This window comes from Streptococcus australis (assembly GCF_003943615.1).
Lineage (GTDB): Bacteria > Bacillota > Bacilli > Lactobacillales > Streptococcaceae > Streptococcus > Streptococcus australis_C.
This window is the reverse complement of record NZ_RJPZ01000001.1, coordinates 178,806-197,761: the sequence shown is the minus strand read 5'-3', so window position 1 is coordinate 197,761 and position 18,956 is coordinate 178,806. Positions and strand designations below refer to the sequence as shown.

The following is an 18,956-nucleotide window of genomic DNA, read 5'->3' as shown; positions in this document are numbered from 1 at the left end:
TTATATAAACATGATAAAATAGGACTAATGAATACGTAGAAAGGCCTAACATTATGAAAGGTATTATTTTAGCCGGTGGTTCGGGTACCCGTTTGTATCCTTTGACCCGTGCTGCTTCCAAACAGTTGATGCCCATTTATGACAAGCCAATGATTTACTACCCATTGTCAACCCTTATGTTGGCAGGGATTAAAGACATCTTGATTATCTCAACTCCTCAAGACCTTCCTCGTTTTGAAGAGCTTCTTGGAGATGGTTCTGAACTTGGGATTTCCCTCTCTTATGCAGAGCAACCAAGCCCAGATGGATTGGCTCAAGCCTTCATCATTGGAGAAGACTTTATCGGAGATGATCATGTTGCCCTTGTTCTTGGAGATAATATCTTCCACGGAAATGGCTTAACCAAGATGTTGCAACGGGCGGAAGCCAAAGAAAAAGGCGCGACTGTCTTTGGTTACCAAGTCAAAGACCCAGAACGCTTTGGTGTGGTAGAGTTTGATGCGGACATGAATGCCGTTTCTATCGAAGAAAAACCAGAGCATCCAAAATCGAATTTTGCGGTGACAGGCCTTTACTTCTATGATAATGATGTCGTAGAGATTGCCAAAAATATCAAACCAAGTCCTCGTGGAGAACTCGAAATCACAGATGTCAATAAAGCATATTTAGAGCGTGGAGATCTCTCTGTTGAGCTCATGGGCCGTGGCTTTGCTTGGTTGGATACAGGTACTCATGAAAGTCTCTTGCAGGCTTCTCAATATATCGAAACCGTTCAACGCTTGCAAAATGTTCAAGTAGCCAACCTTGAGGAAATCGCCTATCGCATGGGCTATATCACAAAAGAGCAAGTCTATGAATTGGCGCAACCGTTGAAGAAAAACGAATACGGACAATACTTGCTCCGTCTGATTGGAGAAGCTTAATGACAGAACAATTTTTCGAAAAAGAATTAGCTGCCCGTAAAATCGAAGCCATCCCAGGTTTAATGGAGTTTGATATTCCAGTTCGTGGCGACAACCGTGGCTGGTTCAAGGAAAACTTCCAAAAAGAGAAGATGCTTCCTCTCGGATTCCCTGAAAGCTTCTTTGCGGAAGGTAAGTTGCAAAATAACATTTCATTCTCACGCAAACACGTTTTGCGTGGCTTGCATGCAGAACCTTGGGACAAGTACATCTCTGTAGCAGATGAAGGAAAGGTTCTCGGAACTTGGGTAGACCTTCGGGAAGGTGAGACCTTTGGGAACACCTACCAAACCGTGATTGATGCTTCAAAAGGAATCTTTGTCCCTCGCGGCGTAGCCAATGGTTTCCAAGTTTTGACGGATAAAGTGGCTTATACTTACTTAGTTAATGATTACTGGGCATTAGAACTCAAACCAAAATACGCTTTTGTCAACTACGCAGACCCAAGCCTAGACATCCAATGGGAAAACTTGGAAGAAGCAGAAGTCTCTGAAGCAGATAAAAATCACCCATTGCTCAAAGACGTCAAACCCCTAAAAGCAGAAGATTTGTAAGAATATAGCTCCTAAAACAATTAAGAAAATCATTATTTAGTTTTTAGCTTTGCTATAAACGAGCAAAGAGAGCTATATGCTTAGCTTTCCGCCGTGAGAAAAGCACCTGAACCATTGTGTTTCAGGTGCTCGGAAGTTTTGAGATATGAAGCTCAAAACTTAGTCATGGAACTTCGTAGAAGTTAGCTGACGTCCGTACTCACCTAAGGAAAGCTAAAAAAATTGATTTAAGGAACAATCAAAACTAAAAACTATTTGGAGAAAAAATGACTGAATACAAAAACATCATCGTAACCGGTGGCGCTGGTTTCATCGGTTCAAATTTCGTACACTATGTTTACAACAACCATCCAGATGTACATGTGACTGTTCTTGACAAACTCACTTACGCTGGTAACCGTGCCAACATTGAAGAAATCCTTGGGGATCGTGTTGAATTGGTTGTTGGTGATATTGCAGACGCGGCATTGGTGGACCGATTAGCTGCTAAGGCTGATGCGATCGTTCACTATGCGGCTGAAAGCCACAATGACAATTCATTGAACGACCCATCACCATTTATCCACACCAACTTCATCGGTACATACACACTTTTGGAAGCGGCTCGCAAGTACGATATCCGTTTCCACCACGTGTCAACAGACGAGGTGTATGGGGACCTTCCATTGCGTGAAGATCTTCCTGGACATGGTGAAGGTCCTGGTGAAAAATTCACTGCTGAAACCAAATACAACCCATCATCTCCTTATTCATCAACCAAGGCTGCTTCAGACTTGATCGTGAAGGCTTGGGTCCGTTCCTTTGGTGTCAAAGCAACCATCTCTAACTGTTCAAACAACTATGGACCATACCAACACATCGAGAAGTTCATCCCACGTCAAATCACCAATATCTTGTCAGGAATCAAACCAAAACTTTATGGTGAAGGGAAAAACGTTCGTGACTGGATCCACACCAACGACCACTCAACTGGTGTTTGGGCTATTCTTACCAAAGGCCGTATCGGTGAAACCTACTTGATCGGTGCTGATGGTGAAAAGAACAACAAGGAAGTGCTTGAACTGATCCTTGAAAAAATGGGTCAACCAAAAGATGCTTACGACCGTGTGACAGACCGTGCTGGTCACGATTTGCGCTATGCTATTGATTCAACAAAATTGCGTGAAGAATTGGGTTGGGAACCACAATTCACAAACTTTGAAGCCGGTTTGGAAGAAACCATCAAGTGGTATACAGACAACCAAGACTGGTGGAAAGCTGAAAAAGAAGCTGTCGAAGCCAACTACGCAAAAACACAAGAAGTCATCAAATAAAAATAAGCCTCTGTTGATCAGGATTTCTGGTCGACTGAGGCTTTTCTAGTTTATAAATAAAAAAAGACCAAATGGTCTTTTTATTAATTGGCAGATGATTCGGTATCAGTAGCAGAAGGTGTTGTTTCTGCAGGAGCTTCACTGGCACTGGTTTCTACCTGTGATGAATCACTTTGTTCAGAGCTTGCATCGGATGCTTGGCTACTGCTAGCACTGGTATCCGTCCCCGTAGCACTTGAATCAGTAGCAGATCCATCCTTTTCATGGACAACAACAACGCTAGTAGAGCTATCTTTTTTCTCCTCTGTCTTAGTCGTTGGTTTCATGATACTGTAAATGGTAAATGAAGTAACGATAATCCCGAGAAGACTAGCAATCGTTGCGACAATCATCTGGAATAAAGAAAGGCTCTGTTTCACTTTTTCGCTTCTAGATGGTTTGTTGCTGTCTTGATGTTTTTCTTTTCGTGAGTATTGTGACATAATCTATTTCCTCTTCATTTCATTTTTGGTTCTTTAATGTGAACACTTTAGTCATTATACGTTATTTTTATGAAAATGTCTAAAAAGAAATGAAAGAGGTTTTTAAAATTTCAAATTGCTTTCAAATTGGACACTTTGGGTCTCGTTTGCTTCAGAGGATGATACAAAGTTTGCCTCTCCTTTTTCAGAGAGTGAAATCGCTTGGCTTGGTTGACTAGGCTGGCTGGTGATTTGATGGTTACTAAAACTAGAGGCATCATTAGGAGTGATAAACTGACCATTTGCCTGAATCTCTATCTTGTTTGGATCCGGGATAGAGTAGTCGATCCTTCCTTTGAATTCCTTGGTCTTTGAAATTACTCTTACATCTTTCACGCGGATGATGCGACGGAACCATCCATTGTATTCGACCAAGCATTTGAATTCGATGTGGCTATCAGTTTCGCCTGGGATTGCTTGGGTAAGGGTCATTTCACGGAGGCTACCTTCATCTTCCTTAAAGTATGGCGGTTTATCCAAGGGCTGTTGTAGATCACACTGTCCTTTACCGTGACAGGCTAGTTGGGCAGAAGGGAGGGCAAATGGAAGTGGTGGTAGGACAGAGAGCAGTCCTCCAAGAGCAAGACTTCCAGCTAGGGCAATAGAAAGATAGATCGGTCGTTTCATGTTTGTCTCCTTTTATCATCTTTCGGGACCAGTTTAGTGGTTGAACAACTGTTTTAAAAGCAAGAACTTAGTTTTGTAAGCGTTTTACAAAACACTCCTTCTTCATCATAAGCTATTTTGAGAAATTTACAAGTTTTCTGTCTGAAACTAGGAACAAAATGAAGCTGGCCAAATCCTTGTCCCTCCAACCTATAAATGTTACAATAAGATGATTGAAAATTGACTAGGAGAGAGTGGAAGATGATTTACTTTGATAATTCAGCAACAACCAAACCTTATCCAGAGGCCTTGGCTACCTACACGGAAGTCGCAAGCAAAATATGGGGAAATCCATCTAGCTTGCACAACTTGGGTAGTCAGGCGACTCGGATCTTGGAGGCATCTCGCAAGCAGATTGCTTCCCTCCTAGGAAAGAAAGTAGAAGAAATCTTTTTCACCTCGGGTGGGACAGAAGGGGACAACTGGGCTATCAAGGGAGTTGCTTTTGAAAAAGCTCCTTACGGGAAGCACATGATTGTCTCAGCTATTGAGCACCCAGCTGTGAAGGAATCAGCTCTCTGGCTACAAGGTCAAGGATTTGAGGTGGATCTTGCTCCTGTTGATGCGCGTGGCTTTGTCCAAGTGGAAGAGCTGGAAAAACTCTTGCGCCCAGATACGACTCTCGTTTCGATCATGGCAGTTAATAACGAAGTCGGGTCTATCCAGCCTATTCAAGCCATTGCAGACCTATTGGCGGATCGTCCAACCATCACCTTCCACGTCGATGGGGTTCAGGCGCTAGCTAAGATTGCCACCTCTCTCTACCTACCAGAACGGGTGGATCTAGCGACCTTCTCCAGTCATAAGTTCCATGGACTTCGTGGGGTAGGCTTTCTCTACCTCAAAGAAGGAAAAAAGATTAGCCCTCTCTTAACTGGTGGAGGACAAGAAAAGGACCTTCGTTCGACGACTGAGAACTTAGCTGGGATTGCGGCGACAGCCAAGGCCTTGCGCTTGGCGATGGAGCGTCAAGAGGAATTTGAACGTAAATGCCATCAGTTGAAAGAAGTCATTCGTGAAGAATTAGCTCATTATCCAGATGTAACTATCTTCTCAGGAGATGAAGGGTTTGCGCCTCATATCTTGACCTTCGGCATCAAAGGAGTGCGAGGAGAAGTCATCGTCCACGCCTTTGAAGAGTATGAGATTTATATTTCGACCACCTCTGCCTGCTCTTCCAAGGCTGGAAAACCTGCTGGAACCTTGATCGCTATGGGAGTCGATAAGGCTCTGGCACAAACAGCTGTCCGTCTCAGTCTCGATCTCGAAAATGATATGAATCAGGTCGAGCAATTTTTGACCAAGTTCAAGCTGATCTATGAAAAGACGCGAAAGGTGCGTTAAGGAAAAGAAAAGGAAATAACTATGCCATTAACTTATTCAGAAATTATGATCCGCTATGGTGAGCTTTCTACTAAAGGAAAGAACCGGATGCGCTTCATTAACAAATTGCGAAATAATATTTCAGATGTCTTGTCCATTTATCCAGCTGTCAAAGTGACAGCCGATCGGGACCGGGCTCATGCTTATCTAAATGGGACGGATTACGAACCAGTGGCTGAATCCCTCAAACAGGTCTTCGGGATTCAAAACTTTTCACCAGTCTACAAGATTGAAAAATCTGTCCCAGCCTTAATTTCAGCCGTTCAAGAAATCATGCAGGAGATTTACCAGGAAGGGATGACCTTCAAGATTTCCAGCAGACGGAGTGACCATTCTTTTGAGTTGGATAGCCGAGAGCTCAACCAAACCTTGGGTGGGGCTGTTTTTGAAGCGATTCCAAGTATCCAAGCCCAGATGAAAAAACCGGATATTAACCTCCAAGTGGAAATCCGGGAAGAAGCAGCTTATATCTCTTATGAAACCATTAAGGGAGCGGGTGGTCTGCCGGTTGGGACTTCTGGAAAAGGGATGCTCATGCTGTCTGGTGGGATTGACTCTCCAGTAGCTGGTTACCTAGCCTTGAAGCGAGGTGTGGACATTGAAGCGGTCCACTTTGCTAGCCCGCCATATACCAGCCCAGGTGCTCTTAAAAAAGCCCACGATTTAACTCGTAAATTGACCAAGTTTGGAGGCAATATCCAGTTTATCGAAGTGCCTTTTACAGAAATCCAAGAAGAGATTAAAGCTAAGGCACCTGAAGCTTACCTTATGACCTTGACCCGTCGCTTTATGATGCGGATTACAGATCGCATCCGTCAAATCCGTGGGGGCCTGGTCATCATCAATGGGGAAAGCCTCGGTCAGGTAGCTAGTCAAACGCTAGAGAGTATGCAGGCCATCAACGCCGTGACCAATACACCAGTTATCCGTCCAGTGGTGACCATGGATAAGTTGGAAATTATCGATATCGCCCAAGCCATCGATACCTTTGAAATATCTATCCAGCCTTTCGAAGATTGCTGTACCATCTTTGCGCCGGACCGTCCAAAGACCAATCCAAAACTCAAAAATGCGGAGCAATATGAGGAGCGCATGGACGTGGAAGCTTTGGTCGAACGAGCAGTTGCTGGAATCACGATTACAGAGATCACACCTCAAGCTGAAGCGGATGAAGTCGATGAGCTGATTGAGGATTTGTTGTAAAAGATGACGGTGATCGGTTCTCACTAAGAGCTCTGACCACTGACAAGAATTTGATAAAGAAAATAGCACCCTTGAAGGTAGATGCACTAGTCTAGCTTTAAGGGTGCTTTTCGAATGTAAGGGGGACTTAATTCTGATCTTCTTGGAGTGCTACTTGAGCGACGGCTAGTCTAGCAGCAGGAACTCGGTAAGGAGAGCAGGAAACGTAAGTTACTTGAATGTCTTGGAAGAAGGAAATTGAAGAAGGATCTCCGCCAACTTCTCCACAGATACCGATGGCGAGGTTTGGTTTTACCTGACGAGCCTTGCTGATAGCAATTCTCATTAATTCACCGACTCCATCCTTATCAATTTTTTGGAAAGGGTCGAAAGAAAGAATATCCTTATCCTTGTAGTGGCCAATGAATTTCCCAATATCATCCCGAGAGAAGCCATAGGTCATCTGGGTTAAGTCATTGGTGCCAAAGCTGAAGAAATCAGCCTCTTGAGCTAGTTTATCAGCAGTTAGGCAGGCGCGGGGCAGTTCAATCATAGTACCAATTTCATAAGGGAATGGCTCCTGACCATACTGCTCGAAAAGATGTCTAATATGTTGAACGAGATACTCTTTGATGCATTCGAATTCTTTTTGATCAGCAATTAAAGGAACCATGATTTCCGGCTTGATCGTTTGACCTTGCTGATGCAATTTGATGGCACTTCTAAAAATAGCTTCCGTCTGCATCTTGTAGATTTCCGGCTTAGTTATGCCGAGACGGCAACCCCGGTGTCCCAACATCGGATTACTTTCCTGGAGACCTTCGATGCGGTCGGCAAGTTTTTCAGGAGATTTTTTTAGTTTGCTTGCTAATAATGCAATTTCTTGGGAATCCCTAGGTAGGAATTCATGCATGGGTGGATCGAGCAGGCGGACAATCATTGGTTTATCTTGGACGGTTTGGAACATTTGGAAGAAATCTTTTTCTTGGAAGTCTAGGAGCCTATTGAGTGCTTCTTTTGTTTCTTCTTCGGAATCCGCTAAGATGAGGCGACGCATTTCGAGAATCCGTTCTTGTCCAAAGAACATGTGTTCCGTGCGGGCTAGGCCGACGCCTTTGGCCCCAAAGTTCATTGCTGTTGTCAAGTCTTTGACAGTTTCTGCATTGGCTCGAACTTGAAGGATGGCGACTTCATCTGCCCAAGCAAGCAAGCGTTGGAGGTCTTGGTTATTTTCTACTAGAACAGTTGGAAGTTCGCCACGAAAAATGCGGCCAGAATAGCCGTCGACGGAGATCAGATCTCCCTCCCTTAGGACTAGACTGCCACAGGAAAGGGTTTTGTTCTCCTCGCTAATGATCAACTCTCCACAACCAGCGACACAGCAAGTTCCCATCCCGCGAGCTACAACAGCAGCGTGAGAAGTCATTCCCCCTTGGCTGGTGACAATGGCTTGACTGACAATCATCCCTTCAATGTCTTCTGGAGAAGTTTCTTGTCGAACAAGGATGACTTTTTTCCCTTCTTGATGGATTTCTTTAGCTCGGTCAGCAGTAAAGACAATTTGGCCAGTAGCTGCACCTGGGCTGGCTGGTAGGCCCTGAGCTAAGAAAGGTGCTTTCTCTAAAGCAGTTTCCTCAAAGACTGGATGAATCAGTTGACTGATGGAAGCAGGAGAGACTCTGAGGAGAGCTTCTTCCTTGCTAATCAGACCTTGGTCTACCATATCTAGGGCAATCTTTAACGAAGCCTTGGCTGTCCGTTTTCCATTTCGGGTTTGTAGGATGTAGAGCTTGCCTTTCTCAATGGTAAATTCAATATCCTGCATATCCTTATAGTGGTTTTCAAGGATCTTGGCGTAGTCTCTGAAAGCCTGATAGGTTTCTGGTTGGATCTCTTTTAAGGCTGCAATCGGCTCAGGCGTACGGATACCAGCGACGACATCTTCCCCTTGAGCATTCAGCAAAAATTCACCAAAAAGTTCCGCCTCACCAGTTGCAGGATTTCTAGTGAAGCAGACCCCTGTTCCGCTGGTTTGATCACTATTTCCGAAGACCATGGCTTGAACATTGACAGCTGTTCCTAAATCATGAGGGATCTGATGAAGCTCCCGGTAAATTCTAGCCCGGTTGTTATTCCAGGATTTAAAGACTGCTTGGATGGCAGCAAAGAGTTGCTCATTAGGATTCTCAGGAAATTGCTTCTTGTGTTTGGCGTAGAGATCTTTATAGCGCTGGATCAATTCTTGTTGCTGGGCCAGGTCAAAATCATGGACCTTTTTATTCTGTTTTTGTTCAAATGTAGCTAGTTGGTCATCAAAAAGTCCCTTATCGATGCCATAGACCACGTCAGCAAACATCTGGAGTAGACGACGATAGCAGTTGTAGGCGAAATCAAGATTGGTTTCTTTGGCCAGTAATTGAGTCCGTTGATCATTGAGACCAAGATTGAGAATGGTATCCATCATCCCAGGCATAGAAAATTTAGCTCCGCTCCGGACAGAGACTAAGAGTAAGTGAGGATCTTCTCCTCTAAAGGACTTACCCGTTTTTTCTTCCAATTGGGCAACCGCTTTTAAAACTTCCTCTTTTAAAGAGGAATCAAAGAAGTCAGGATGATCTAGGTAGTGGATACAACTTTTAGTAGTGATGGTAAATCCAGGAGGAACTGGAAGTCCCAAATGGCTCATCTCAGCTAAATTAGCACCTTTTCCACCTAGGAGATCATTGGCCTTCGCGCTCCCTTCTTCGAAGGAGTAAATCCATTTTGTCATATAAGCCTCCAAATAAAATTAAATATGTGTCACATTTAAGACAAAATCATTCTAATATACATCACATATATTTGTCAAATAAAACATACCTCTTTTTATGTTGACTATTCGAATTATTCTGCTATAATATTCAGTAAAAATGATGATTATTTTAAAACAAAAGATTGATATGATACGCATATTGTTTTGGGTGTGTCTGATATAATCATCATGAAGATAGAAATAGAAAGGCTAGGAAATTTTGAAATTAAGTGAACGTCAAAAGAAAATAGTTGAAATTGTAAAATTGCATCAGCCCTTAAGTGGAGAGAAGATTTCTGAGTTATTGGATATTTCAAGGGCGACCCTGCGTCCAGATTTGTCCTTTCTAACCTTGGTTGGTATTTTGAAAGCTACACCAAAAATTGGTTATACTTACTCTGGATTAGATCTCGAAACGCTTTTCTTTTTTGATACTTTTCAAAAAGAAGTGGCAGAGATCATGACCTCTCCTGTTTTAGTCACCCATGATTCCTATATTCAAGATGCGATTATTACCCTTTTTATGTATGATGCCGATGTCCTCTATGTTATCGATGAAGACAAGCTCTTGCTAGGAATTATGTCCCGTAAAGATCTATTGAGGGCATCTCTCAATTCGAGTATCCAGACGACCCCTGTAGCAGTTTGTATGACTCGAATGCCACATATCATTACCTGTACTAAAGACATGAACATCTTAGAAGCGGCTGCTCTCCTGCAAGATCATGCCATCGATTCCTTACCGGTAGTCGATGAGGACAATGACCGAAAAGTTGTTGGAACGGTGACCAAATCAGCCTTGCTCGATTACATTATTCTACAAGCAAGAAATGCTGAACTGAAGAGTGAAGAGGAATAAATATGAAAAAAGAGATCATTGTATATAGTATTTCAGATTCTTTGGGTGGGACTTCCCAAAAATTATTGGCAGCAGTTACCGCACAGTATCCGGATATCATTTTTAATAATAGTTATCGGTTCCCTTTTATCAATCAAGAAGAGGAACTCTTGGATATCTTATATGATGCCTTGAAGGATAATGCACTTGTCATCAGCACCTTGGTCAATAGTCAGTTAGCATCAGTAGCCAGAGAATTTAGCCAAAAAAATGCTTTGGCTTATTTGGATCTCATGCATCCATTTTTTGAAATTATTGAAGAAAAGACTGGTACCAGACCAATAGAAGTTCCAGGAACCTTGCACCGCTTAGACAGTGATTATTTTAAGAAAATTTCAGCAATTGAATTCGCTGTTAAATATGATGACGGTAAGGTACCTCAGGGGTTTTTAGAAGCCGATTTGGTCCTGCTTGGTGTTTCCCGTACCTCAAAAACTCCCCTGAGTATTTACCTGGCCAATAAGGGCTACAAGGTTGCAAATCTGCCTTTGATCCCAGAAGTTCCTTTACCTCAGGTCTTAGATAAGGTTGATTCTCGTCGCTTGATTGGTCTGATCTGTGAGCCTGAAAAATTAATGAAAGTTCGAAGCCATCGCTTGGATTCTTTAGGATTAACGCAAGAAACAAGTTATACGAATTTAGAAAAAATTTATCAAGAATTGGATTATTCCAAGAAGGTCTTTAAACAATTTGGCGCTCAAATCATCAATATGACAGATAAATCGATTGAAGAGACAGCTTTCCTAATTGAAGAGGAATTGAAGAAGATGAACTGATTCTTGAATCAGCGTAGATGAGGTTGTAAATAGAGAATCCTTGGAGAGTTGATATGGAGCAATATAAGCGTATTTTACTAGAGAAATTTGATTCTCGTCAAAAAGTCATTACTGAACTTACTAATCTTGAGGCCATTTTAAACCTACCAAAAGGGACAGAGCTTTACATTAGTGATATTCATGGAGAATTTGCAGCTTTTGATTATATTTTGAGGAGTTGTGCTGGAATTTTAAATGAAAAAATCAATGACTGCTTTGGAGCTTCATTGACACAAGAGGAAAAGAATACACTGTCAGCTCTGGTATCTTATCCAGAAAGGGTTTTGGAACAAGTGAATAAGGAGAAAGAGTGGTATAAATCAACGATTTCTCAGCTCTTAACTCTATTGAGTTTTGTAGCGGCTAAATATAGCCGTTCCAAACTCAGAAAGGCCTTGCCTCAGGAATATGCCTATATCATAGAAGAACTGATCTATAGTGATCTTACACTAGCTGATAAACATTCTTATTTCCATACTATCTTAAGTTATGTTATTGAACTAAGAGAAGCGGATCCCTTTATCTTGGGAATTGCCAGCAGTATTCGTCGCTTATTGATTGATCACCTGCATGTGGTAGGAGATATTTTTGATAGAGGGGTTGGAAGTGCCCAGGTAATGGATGAGCTCCTTGATTTTCATTCTTTAGACATTCAATGGGGCAATCACGATATCATTTGGATGGGGGCTTACTTTGGGTCCGAGGCATGTTTATTGAATGTATTGCGCATTGCAGCACGATACGGTTACTTATGGGATATCGAAAAAGCTTACGGCTTAAACATTCGTTCTTTAACCTTATTTGCGGATAAAACCTACAAAGCCAATCCTAAGTTTAGGCCCATCCTAGGGACAAGGGCGGAGGAATTTACAGCTGAAGAAATATTGCAACTGGAAAAGGTCCATCAAGCGCTGGCTATTCTCCAATTTAAGGTAGAAACTCAATTGATGAAGAGACGGCCAGAATTTCAGATGGACAATCAAATCTTGCTGGATAAAATTGATTATTGGAAGAACTCTATCACCATTGAAGGGAAGAGCTATTCCTTGCAAAACACCTGCTTCCAGACCATAGATCGGGCAAATCCTTCAGAATTAAGCATAGAGGAAAAACAAATAGTGGATAGCATGTTGGCTTCCTTCCAAGGATCTCCCAAAATGGCCAAACATATGGAGCTCTTAATGAAAAAGGGATCCATGTATAAGATTTACAATCACCACTTGCTGTTTCATGGTTGTATACCCTTGAAACCTTCTGGGGAATTTCAACCTCTAGTGCTTCATCAAGCTCAGTATGTGGGGAAAGAATTACTAGATTTTTTCGAATACCATATTCGCCTTGCAGCAAAAAACAAAGAGGTTGGGGATGACCTTTCAACAGATTTAGTATGGTATTGCTGGCGAGGGCCATTGTCTCCCCTCTTTGGGAAGAATAAGATGACGACCTTTGAACGGTATTTTATTGAGGAGCCAGAAACGCATAAGGAAGTAGAAAATGAGTATTTTAGCTATCGAAATTCAAAAAAGATTTGCCAATTACTTTTAGAGGAATTTGGTCTTGAAACCAACTTATCTCGTATTGTGAATGGCCATACACCGGTTAAGACAGGAAAAGGGGAATCACCCATTCGAGGTGAAGGACTGCTCTTTGTCATTGATGGGGGGCTTTGCGAAGCTTATCAAAAGAAGACAGGTACAGCAGGTTATTCACTCCTTAATAATTCCTATGGCTTTCAACTGGTCACCCATCAGCCCTTCCAAGATATTCAAAAGGTTGTAGATTCGCCATTTGAGCAAACGTCTTTGAAGAAGGTGATTGAAGACCTGGAGGACCGTACCCTCATCCAATCAACCACCATCGGTCAGAACTTACTAGAACAACAGCAAGAATTGATCCAATTGCTCCATGAATTTTATGATGCTTGATATCTTTCACTAAAGGAGCAAACAAAAGAAGAAAAAGAATCCTAAATAGCTTTTTTATAAAGATAAACAAGAGCTTTAGTAACTATTTAATTCTTTTAAACACTTAAAAGAAATTTTTAAAAGAAAATTCGTTTTCAAAGCGCAAAAATGCTTGTCTTTGGTTGATAGAAGTGATATACTAAGAGAGTTGACTATGCACATGCCTGTGCAACCGCTCGATCATCGTTGCTCATCCTGATGAGCTTAAGTGGTTCGCCCCACGATGCTAGGCGAGTCTTCACAAAAATATGGGGAAACCCAAAAATACATAGGAGGTGCATAATGAGCACATACGCAATCATTAAAACTGGCGGAAAACAAGTTAAAGTTGAAGTTGGTCAAGCAATCTACGTTGAAAAATTGAACGTTGAAGCTGGTCAAGAAGTTACATTTAACGAAGTTGTTCTTGTTGGTGGTGAAAACACTGTTGTCGGAACTCCACTTGTTTCAGGAGCTACTGTTGTTGGAACTGTTGAAAAACAAGGAAAACAAAAGAAAGTTGTTACTTACAAGTACAAACCTAAAAAAGGTAGCCACCGTAAACAAGGTCACCGTCAACCTTATACAAAAGTTGTCATCAACGCAATCAACGCTTAATTTTTAGGAGAACACATGATACAAGCAGTCTTTGAACGAGCCGAAGATGGCGAGCTGAGGAGTGCAGAAATCACTGGGCACGCTGGAAGTGGCGAATACGGCTTTGATGTCGTGTGTGCATCGGTTTCTACGCTTGCCATTAACTTTGTCAACTCTGTTGAGAAATTTGCAGGCTATGAACCGGAACTAGAATTAAACGAAGAAGAGGGTGGCTTCATGCGGGTTACAATCCCGACAGACATTCCACCTCATCAAAGAGAAATGACCCAACTATTCTTTGAATCATTTTTCTTAGGGATGGCAAACTTATCGGAGAACTCATCGGAGTTCATCCAAACAAGAGTTATCACAGAAAACTAACATGGAGGAAAACAATTATGTTGAAATTGAATCTTGCTAACTTGCAACTTTTCGCCCACAAAAAAGGTGGAGGTTCTACATCAAACGGACGTGATTCACAAGCAAAACGTCTTGGAGCTAAAGCAGCTGATGGACAAACTGTAACAGGTGGATCTATCCTTTACCGTCAACGCGGTACACACATCTACCCAGGTGTGAACGTTGGACGTGGTGGAGACGATACTTTGTTCGCAAAAGTTGAAGGCGTAGTACGCTTCGAACGCAAAGGTCGCGATAAGAAACAAGTTTCTGTTTACCCAATCGCTAAATAATTTGTATTCAAAAACTCTCTATCAATCAGAGAGTTTTTTTATGCTCCCTTTCGATTGATGTCCCCATCTTTTTTCATCCTCTAGATTATGGTATAATGGAGTGATATTGTTAGAAGGAAGAAGACATGAATATTCAACAATTACGCTATGTTGTCGCGATTGCCAATAGTGGTACTTTTCGTGAAGCAGCTGAAAAAATGTACGTCAGTCAGCCAAGTCTATCGATCTCTGTGAGAGACTTGGAAAAGGAACTGGGCTTTAAGATTTTTCGTCGGACTAGTTCAGGGACTTTCTTGACCCGCCGGGGAATGGAATTTTATGAAAAAGCCCAAGAATTGGTCAAGGGATTTGACGTTTTTCAAAACCAGTATGCTAATCCTGAGGAAGAAAAGAAGGAATTTTCGATCTCGAGTCAGCACTATGATTTCCTTCCCCCTTTGATTACCCAATTCTCTGTCCTTTATCCTGAGAACAAAGACTTTCGGATCTTTGAGTCGACCACGGTTCAGATCCTGGATGAAGTAGCTCAGGGGCATAGTGAACTGGGGATTATCTACCTCAACAAGCAAAATACCAAAGGGATCATGCAACGGGTGGATAAATTGGGCTTAGAAGTCATTGACCTCATTCCTTTCCAGACTCATATTTATTTGCGCAAGGGTCATCCATTAGCTAAGAAAGAATTTCTGGTCATGGAGGATTTGGCACACTTACCGACCGTTCGCTTTACCCAGGAAAAGGATGAGTATCTCTACTATTCGGAGAACTTCGTCGATACCAGTGGTAGCTCGCAGCTCTTCAATGTGACAGACCGAGCGACCCTGAATGGGATCCTAGAGCGGACCGATGCCTATGCGACTGGTTCTGGCTTCTTGGATAGCCAGTCGGTGAATGGCATTACTGTTATCCCCTTGATCGATGATTTGGATAATAAAATGGTCTATGTCAAACGGGAAGAGGTGGATCTCTCACCAGTGGCCGAGAAGTTTGTCCAAGTTATGGAAGCCTACTTTGATGAGAAGAGGTAGGACATGAAGAGAAAAGTAAGTATTTTTATCAGTATCCTCCTCCTGATTGCCTTGGACCAAGCAGTTAAGTGGTATGTGGTCAAGGAAATCCCACTGGGGGGCATGCGTTCATTCATTCCCAAAGTTGTCAGCCTGACCTATCTCAAGAACTCAGGTGCCGCCTTTTCCATGCTAGAAAACCAACAGTGGTTCTTTACCATCATTACCATCATAGCGATGGGGGCAGCCTTTGTCTACCTTTATCGTCACATCAAAGGTTCCCTCTGGCTCTTGTTGGGGTTGACCCTGATTATTTCAGGGGGAATCGGCAACTTTATTGACCGGGTTCGTCAGGGCTTTGTCGTCGATATGTTTCACCTGGATTTTATGAATTTTGCCATTTTTAATGTAGCAGATATCTATTTAACCGTCGGTGTGGGATTGTTACTGATCCATATTTTAAGAGAGGAGAGCCATGGAAGTTAGAGTGGAAGTCGCTGGAGCGCGACTGGATAAGGCCGTCTCAGAGTTGACTGAACTCTCACGTGGCTTGGCCAATGAGCAAATCAAGGAAGGAAAGATTCTTGTCAACGGTCAAGTCAAAAAGGCTAAGTATACCGTAAAAGAAGGGGATGTTATCAGCTATGAAGTCCCTCAAGTTGAAGAAGTGACCTATGAGGCAGAAGATATTCCTTTGGAGATCGTCTATCAGGATGCTGATGTCGCAGTGGTCAATAAACCCCAGGGCATGGTGGTCCATCCTAGTGCCGGTCACACCAGTGGAACTCTGGTCAATGCCCTCATGTATCACATCAAAGACTTGTCAGGGATCAATGGCGAACTTCGTCCGGGTATCGTCCATCGGATTGACAAGGACACCTCTGGCCTCCTCATGGTGGCTAAGAACGATGCAGCCCATGTAGCACTGGCAGACGAGCTTAAGGCTAAGAAATCCCTGCGCAAGTATTGGGCCATTGTCCATGGTAATTTACCTAATGATCGGGGTGTCATTGAGGCGCCGATTGGGCGGAGTGACAAGGATCGCAAGAAGCAAGCTGTGACAGCTAAAGGGAAACCAGCCCTGACCCGTTTCCATGTCTTGGAACGCTTCGGGGATTATAGCTTGGTCGAGCTACAATTGGAAACAGGACGGACCCACCAGATCCGGGTTCATATGGCCTACATTGGTCATCCGGTCGCTGGTGATGAGGTTTATGGACCTCGCAAGACTTTGAAAGGCCATGGCCAGTTCCTCCATGCTAAGACCCTGGGCTTTACCCATCCACGGACGGGAGAAGTCATGGAGTTTTCAGTCGAGGTACCGGAAATTTTCCAAGAAACCTTAGAGAAGCTTCGTCAAGGATAAGCCTATCATCATAAAAACGAGTTTAACTCTTGTGGTTCAAACTCGTTTTTTTGTGGGCAAAGAGCCTTCACTTGGTCAGCTCTTAGTATTTTTTTAGGCTTTCATGGTATAATGTTACAATCGAATACTCTGGAGAATGAAGGATATGAAGAATAAGAGAATTGTGTTTAAAGTGGGGACCTCTTCCCTAACCAATCAAGATGGGAGCTTATCTCGGAGCAAGGTCAAGGCCATCACCCAGCCTGCCTAAGGGATGCGGTTTGTAGTCCAGGAGGCTCTACCATCGCAGGAGTCAACCGTTTAGAACAAGTCGGTTTACGGGGTGACATTATTGCAGGAGTCGAAGCAGCCTACAAACGCACCCAAGAAATCGGACAAGAGGCAACGAAAAACTAGAGAAAAAAAGATTGGTTTTTGCCAATCTTTTTTACGTTAGAGCGATTCTATCTCTACTAAACCATTTTCAGTCAGACGATAGATTTTTTGGCAGACTTCTTTGAGGAAGGTCTGATCGTGGGAGACTGTAACCAATCCTCCTGGGTAGTCTGCGAATAGGCGTCGAATTTCTGGTTGGGAAGTGGGGGAAAAATTACGAGTAGGCTCGTCCAAAAGCAGAAATTGGGGACTTGTGAGTACTAATTGAAGGAGGAAGAGTTTTCCTTGCTGGCCACCAGAAAGTTCAGAGATAGGATGGTGCATTTCAGAATAAGTAAAGTTGAGGGAGGCTAAATGCAATTGAATGGTGTTGATTTCTTCGCGATCGCCTGAATGCTGTAGAAATTGAACCGGTGTCTGAGTTAGAGGGAGGAGTTCAGTGTAATCTTGAGGCATATAGGCAGTGCGGATACTCTCATTCTTCTGTAAAATCTCCCAGATCATTTTTAGGAAAGTGGATTTTCCAACACCGTTGGAACCGATAATCCCTATCTTATCCTGCCCATGAAGAGTGAGGGAGAGGTTCTTGACTAGGACACGATCACCAATTGCGAGCTCTTCCTGATCTAAGAGAAGGACACGTTTTTGAGGAGACAAGGGAGTAAGGGAAGGGAAATGCAGATTAATGATTTCCTCATCATAGGGTTGGGAAGTCATGGATTGGAATTCTCGCTCATAGCGCTTTTCCTGTGAGAGGAGAGACTTCATTTTCTTTGCTAGGAGACGTCCAGCAGTGCTATCTTTGGTATTTCGTAAGGAGGTTTCGACTTGTTGGCGGACGCGACGGTGCTTCTCCATTGTTTTTTTGTAGGCTCGTTGATCATTGGCAGCTTGCTGAGACTGTTGCTTAAATTGTTGTTCCCTCTGGCTACTGTAGTCTTGATAGCCTAGGTGCTCCACGATGGTTTCAGCCTCCTTGCGGTGTTTGATCTGTCTTAAGTGTATGATAGTATCCGCCGTCTGAGTCAAAAAATCCTCATGATGGGAAATAAATAGAATGGTTTGGGGGCTCGTTTGGATCATCTGCTGGAGCCAGTCCAGGGTTTCTAAATCTAGATCGTTTGAGGGTTCATCTAAAAATAGCAATTCATGAGGACGACAAAGTTCGTGAAGAAGTTGGACTTTGAGGGCTTCTCCTCCAGATAGACTTCCGATGGTTTGATCGCTTGCAAAGCGGTCGCTATTAAAATGCAATTGATCAGCCAGTCTGTAGAGGCTGGCATAGTCTAGCTCGTCCTCTCCAAAAAAATATTCTTCCAAAGTTTTTCCCTTCAATGCTTCCGGTAAAGTCTGGGGAATATAGGCGTAGGAGTGAAAGGAAGTGGTGATTTCTCCTTCTATGGTCAGATAATCTGGTAGAGATTTTGGGGACATGAGGACCTGAAGTAAGGAAGATTTTCCATTCCCTTCTTCGCCAATAATGGCAACTTTTTCTCCTTCATGTATGGTTAGGGACAGATTACGTACTAGATCGCGTAAATCTTTTGTATGGCGGATAGTGAGGTGGGATAGTTTTAGCATAAGATTCCTTTCTACTGGGACGAAAAACAGCTCTACCTATTTAGTAGAGCTGTATTCAAGTGGAACCCAAGCAGAAAAAGAGCTAATTTACCCAACAAAAGGTTGGAGAATAGGCGAGAGGGTACACAAAAAGAGATAGAACAAGCAGTCCACTAAATAAAGTATCTTATTTAACGAAACTTAGTTGTTCATATCTCCTTACCTCCGAATGTGATTAGCTTTATTCTATTCCTTTCATTCCTTCTTGTCAAGGAAATCCATGCTTTCCCCTTTCTTTTCTGCTCGGGCTTTGGTTGGAAATATGGTATAA

18 protein-coding genes, 1 pseudogene and 1 other annotated feature are annotated in these 18,956 nt (G+C 42.8%); of the genes and pseudogenes, 15 read left to right on the top strand and 4 right to left on the bottom strand.

What is annotated here, in order from left to right; all coding sequences use genetic code 11:
• Positions 1-53: 53 nt before the first annotated feature.
• The 3 genes from rfbA to rfbB all read left to right on the top strand — a co-directional run bounded on the left by rfbA (position 54) and on the right by rfbB (position 2,829).
• Positions 54-923, top strand: coding sequence for a glucose-1-phosphate thymidylyltransferase RfbA (gene rfbA, locus D8785_RS01055; RefSeq protein ID WP_023022976.1), 870 nt, complete (start codon positions 54-56; stop codon positions 921-923).
• Positions 923-1,516 (top strand): dTDP-4-dehydrorhamnose 3,5-epimerase family protein, encoded by a 594-nt coding sequence (locus tag D8785_RS01050; protein ID WP_125374183.1) that lies wholly within the window; start codon positions 923-925, stop codon positions 1,514-1,516. Before rfbA ends, D8785_RS01050 begins: the two co-directional genes overlap by 1 nt.
• A 266-nt stretch (positions 1,517-1,782) precedes the next feature.
• Positions 1,783-2,829 (top strand): dTDP-glucose 4,6-dehydratase, encoded by a 1,047-nt coding sequence (rfbB, locus tag D8785_RS01045; protein ID WP_125374182.1) that lies wholly within the window; start codon positions 1,783-1,785, stop codon positions 2,827-2,829.
• A gap of 83 nt (positions 2,830-2,912) precedes the next feature.
• Here the strand turns inward: rfbB and D8785_RS01040 are convergent, their stop codons facing one another.
• Entirely contained in the window at positions 2,913-3,311 is a 399-nt protein-coding gene (locus D8785_RS01040; RefSeq protein ID WP_125374181.1) for a DUF6556 family protein, read from the bottom strand.
• Positions 3,312-3,413: 102 nt separating this feature from the next.
• A complete protein-coding gene (locus D8785_RS01035; RefSeq protein ID WP_125374180.1) occupies positions 3,414-3,977 on the bottom strand; it encodes a hypothetical protein in 564 nt (187 codons plus the stop codon).
• A 240-nt stretch (positions 3,978-4,217) separates the two neighbouring features.
• Between D8785_RS01035 and D8785_RS01030 the strand changes: the two genes are divergently transcribed.
• A complete protein-coding gene (locus D8785_RS01030) occupies positions 4,218-5,360 on the top strand; it encodes a cysteine desulfurase family protein (protein ID WP_125374179.1) in 1,143 nt (380 codons plus the stop codon).
• Between the two features lie 21 nt (positions 5,361-5,381).
• Positions 5,382-6,602, top strand: a complete 1,221-nt coding sequence (thiI, locus tag D8785_RS01025) for a tRNA uracil 4-sulfurtransferase ThiI (RefSeq protein ID WP_125374178.1) — start codon at positions 5,382-5,384, stop codon at positions 6,600-6,602.
• A 127-nt stretch (positions 6,603-6,729) separates the two neighbouring features.
• Here the strand turns inward: thiI and ppdK are convergent, their stop codons facing one another.
• Positions 6,730-9,351 carry a pyruvate, phosphate dikinase gene (gene ppdK, locus D8785_RS01020; RefSeq protein WP_125374177.1) on the bottom strand — a complete coding sequence of 874 codons (2,622 nt, stop codon included), beginning with the start codon at positions 9,349-9,351 and terminating at the stop codon, positions 6,730-6,732.
• A gap of 241 nt (positions 9,352-9,592) precedes the next feature.
• On the opposite strand from ppdK, the gene D8785_RS01015 reads away from it, so the two are divergent.
• From D8785_RS01015 to D8785_RS00965, 10 genes and pseudogenes are all read left to right on the top strand, one after another.
• Positions 9,593-10,231, top strand: coding sequence for a helix-turn-helix transcriptional regulator (locus tag D8785_RS01015; protein ID WP_125374176.1), 639 nt, complete (start codon positions 9,593-9,595; stop codon positions 10,229-10,231).
• 2 nt (positions 10,232-10,233) lie between these two features.
• The gene (locus tag D8785_RS01010) at positions 10,234-11,046 is read left to right on the top strand and encodes a pyruvate, water dikinase regulatory protein (protein ID WP_125374175.1); all 813 of its coding nucleotides are present in this window, start codon (positions 10,234-10,236) and stop codon (positions 11,044-11,046) included.
• Positions 11,047-11,099: 53 nt separating this feature from the next.
• Positions 11,100-13,010 carry a fructose-1,6-bisphosphatase gene (locus D8785_RS01005; protein WP_125374174.1) on the top strand — a complete coding sequence of 637 codons (1,911 nt, stop codon included), beginning with the start codon at positions 11,100-11,102 and terminating at the stop codon, positions 13,008-13,010.
• Between the two features lie 199 nt (positions 13,011-13,209).
• Positions 13,210-13,297: a sequence feature (ribosomal protein L21 leader region), on the top strand.
• A gap of 34 nt (positions 13,298-13,331) precedes the next feature.
• Positions 13,332-13,646 carry a 50S ribosomal protein L21 gene (rplU, locus tag D8785_RS01000; RefSeq protein WP_003002830.1) on the top strand — a complete coding sequence of 105 codons (315 nt, stop codon included), beginning with the start codon at positions 13,332-13,334 and terminating at the stop codon, positions 13,644-13,646.
• 15 nt (positions 13,647-13,661) lie between these two features.
• Positions 13,662-14,006: a ribosomal-processing cysteine protease Prp gene (locus D8785_RS00995; RefSeq protein ID WP_009731218.1), complete on the top strand. Its 345-nt coding sequence runs from the start codon at positions 13,662-13,664 to the stop codon at positions 14,004-14,006.
• A 17-nt stretch (positions 14,007-14,023) separates the two neighbouring features.
• Positions 14,024-14,317: a 50S ribosomal protein L27 gene (rpmA, locus tag D8785_RS00990; RefSeq protein WP_003002805.1), complete on the top strand. Its 294-nt coding sequence runs from the start codon at positions 14,024-14,026 to the stop codon at positions 14,315-14,317.
• A 125-nt stretch (positions 14,318-14,442) separates the two neighbouring features.
• The gene (locus tag D8785_RS00985) at positions 14,443-15,345 is read left to right on the top strand and encodes a LysR family transcriptional regulator (RefSeq protein ID WP_125374173.1); all 903 of its coding nucleotides are present in this window, start codon (positions 14,443-14,445) and stop codon (positions 15,343-15,345) included.
• 3 nt (positions 15,346-15,348) lie between these two features.
• Positions 15,349-15,810 (top strand): signal peptidase II, encoded by a 462-nt coding sequence (lspA, locus tag D8785_RS00980; protein ID WP_125374172.1) that lies wholly within the window; start codon positions 15,349-15,351, stop codon positions 15,808-15,810.
• Positions 15,800-16,690 carry an RluA family pseudouridine synthase gene (locus D8785_RS00975; RefSeq protein ID WP_023023004.1) on the top strand — a complete coding sequence of 297 codons (891 nt, stop codon included), beginning with the start codon at positions 15,800-15,802 and terminating at the stop codon, positions 16,688-16,690. The genes lspA and D8785_RS00975 overlap by 11 nt, the downstream gene beginning before the upstream one ends.
• A gap of 228 nt (positions 16,691-16,918) precedes the next feature.
• Positions 16,919-17,086, top strand: a pseudogene (locus D8785_RS00965) (pyrroline-5-carboxylate reductase dimerization domain-containing protein); the annotation flags it as partial.
• A gap of 36 nt (positions 17,087-17,122) precedes the next feature.
• Here the strand turns inward: D8785_RS00965 and D8785_RS00960 are convergent.
• On the bottom strand, positions 17,123-18,646 hold the full coding sequence (locus tag D8785_RS00960; RefSeq protein WP_125374171.1) for an ATP-binding cassette domain-containing protein: 1,524 nt from the start codon (positions 18,644-18,646) through the stop codon (positions 17,123-17,125).
• Between the last annotated feature and the right edge of the window lie 310 nt (positions 18,647-18,956).

Coding starts and splice junctions, on each gene's coding strand:
- rpmA (WP_003002805.1), top strand. CDS start 14,024: ATGTTGAAATTGAATCTTGCTAACTTGCAACTTTTCGCCCACAAAAAA.
- D8785_RS01005 (WP_125374174.1), top strand. CDS start 11,100: ATGGAGCAATATAAGCGTATTTTACTAGAGAAATTTGATTCTCGTCAA.
- D8785_RS01040 (WP_125374181.1), bottom strand. CDS start 3,311: ATGTCACAATACTCACGAAAAGAAAAACATCAAGACAGCAACAAACCA.
- rfbA (WP_023022976.1), top strand. CDS start 54: ATGAAAGGTATTATTTTAGCCGGTGGTTCGGGTACCCGTTTGTATCCT.
- D8785_RS01035 (WP_125374180.1), bottom strand. CDS start 3,977: ATGAAACGACCGATCTATCTTTCTATTGCCCTAGCTGGAAGTCTTGCT.
- D8785_RS00960 (WP_125374171.1), bottom strand. CDS start 18,646: ATGCTAAAACTATCCCACCTCACTATCCGCCATACAAAAGATTTACGC.
- D8785_RS00975 (WP_023023004.1), top strand. CDS start 15,800: ATGGAAGTTAGAGTGGAAGTCGCTGGAGCGCGACTGGATAAGGCCGTC.
- lspA (WP_125374172.1), top strand. CDS start 15,349: ATGAAGAGAAAAGTAAGTATTTTTATCAGTATCCTCCTCCTGATTGCC.
- ppdK (WP_125374177.1), bottom strand. CDS start 9,351: ATGACAAAATGGATTTACTCCTTCGAAGAAGGGAGCGCGAAGGCCAAT.
- rfbB (WP_125374182.1), top strand. CDS start 1,783: ATGACTGAATACAAAAACATCATCGTAACCGGTGGCGCTGGTTTCATC.
- rplU (WP_003002830.1), top strand. CDS start 13,332: ATGAGCACATACGCAATCATTAAAACTGGCGGAAAACAAGTTAAAGTT.
- D8785_RS00995 (WP_009731218.1), top strand. CDS start 13,662: ATGATACAAGCAGTCTTTGAACGAGCCGAAGATGGCGAGCTGAGGAGT.
- D8785_RS01010 (WP_125374175.1), top strand. CDS start 10,234: ATGAAAAAAGAGATCATTGTATATAGTATTTCAGATTCTTTGGGTGGG.
- D8785_RS00985 (WP_125374173.1), top strand. CDS start 14,443: ATGAATATTCAACAATTACGCTATGTTGTCGCGATTGCCAATAGTGGT.
- D8785_RS01050 (WP_125374183.1), top strand. CDS start 923: ATGACAGAACAATTTTTCGAAAAAGAATTAGCTGCCCGTAAAATCGAA.
- D8785_RS01030 (WP_125374179.1), top strand. CDS start 4,218: ATGATTTACTTTGATAATTCAGCAACAACCAAACCTTATCCAGAGGCC.
- thiI (WP_125374178.1), top strand. CDS start 5,382: ATGCCATTAACTTATTCAGAAATTATGATCCGCTATGGTGAGCTTTCT.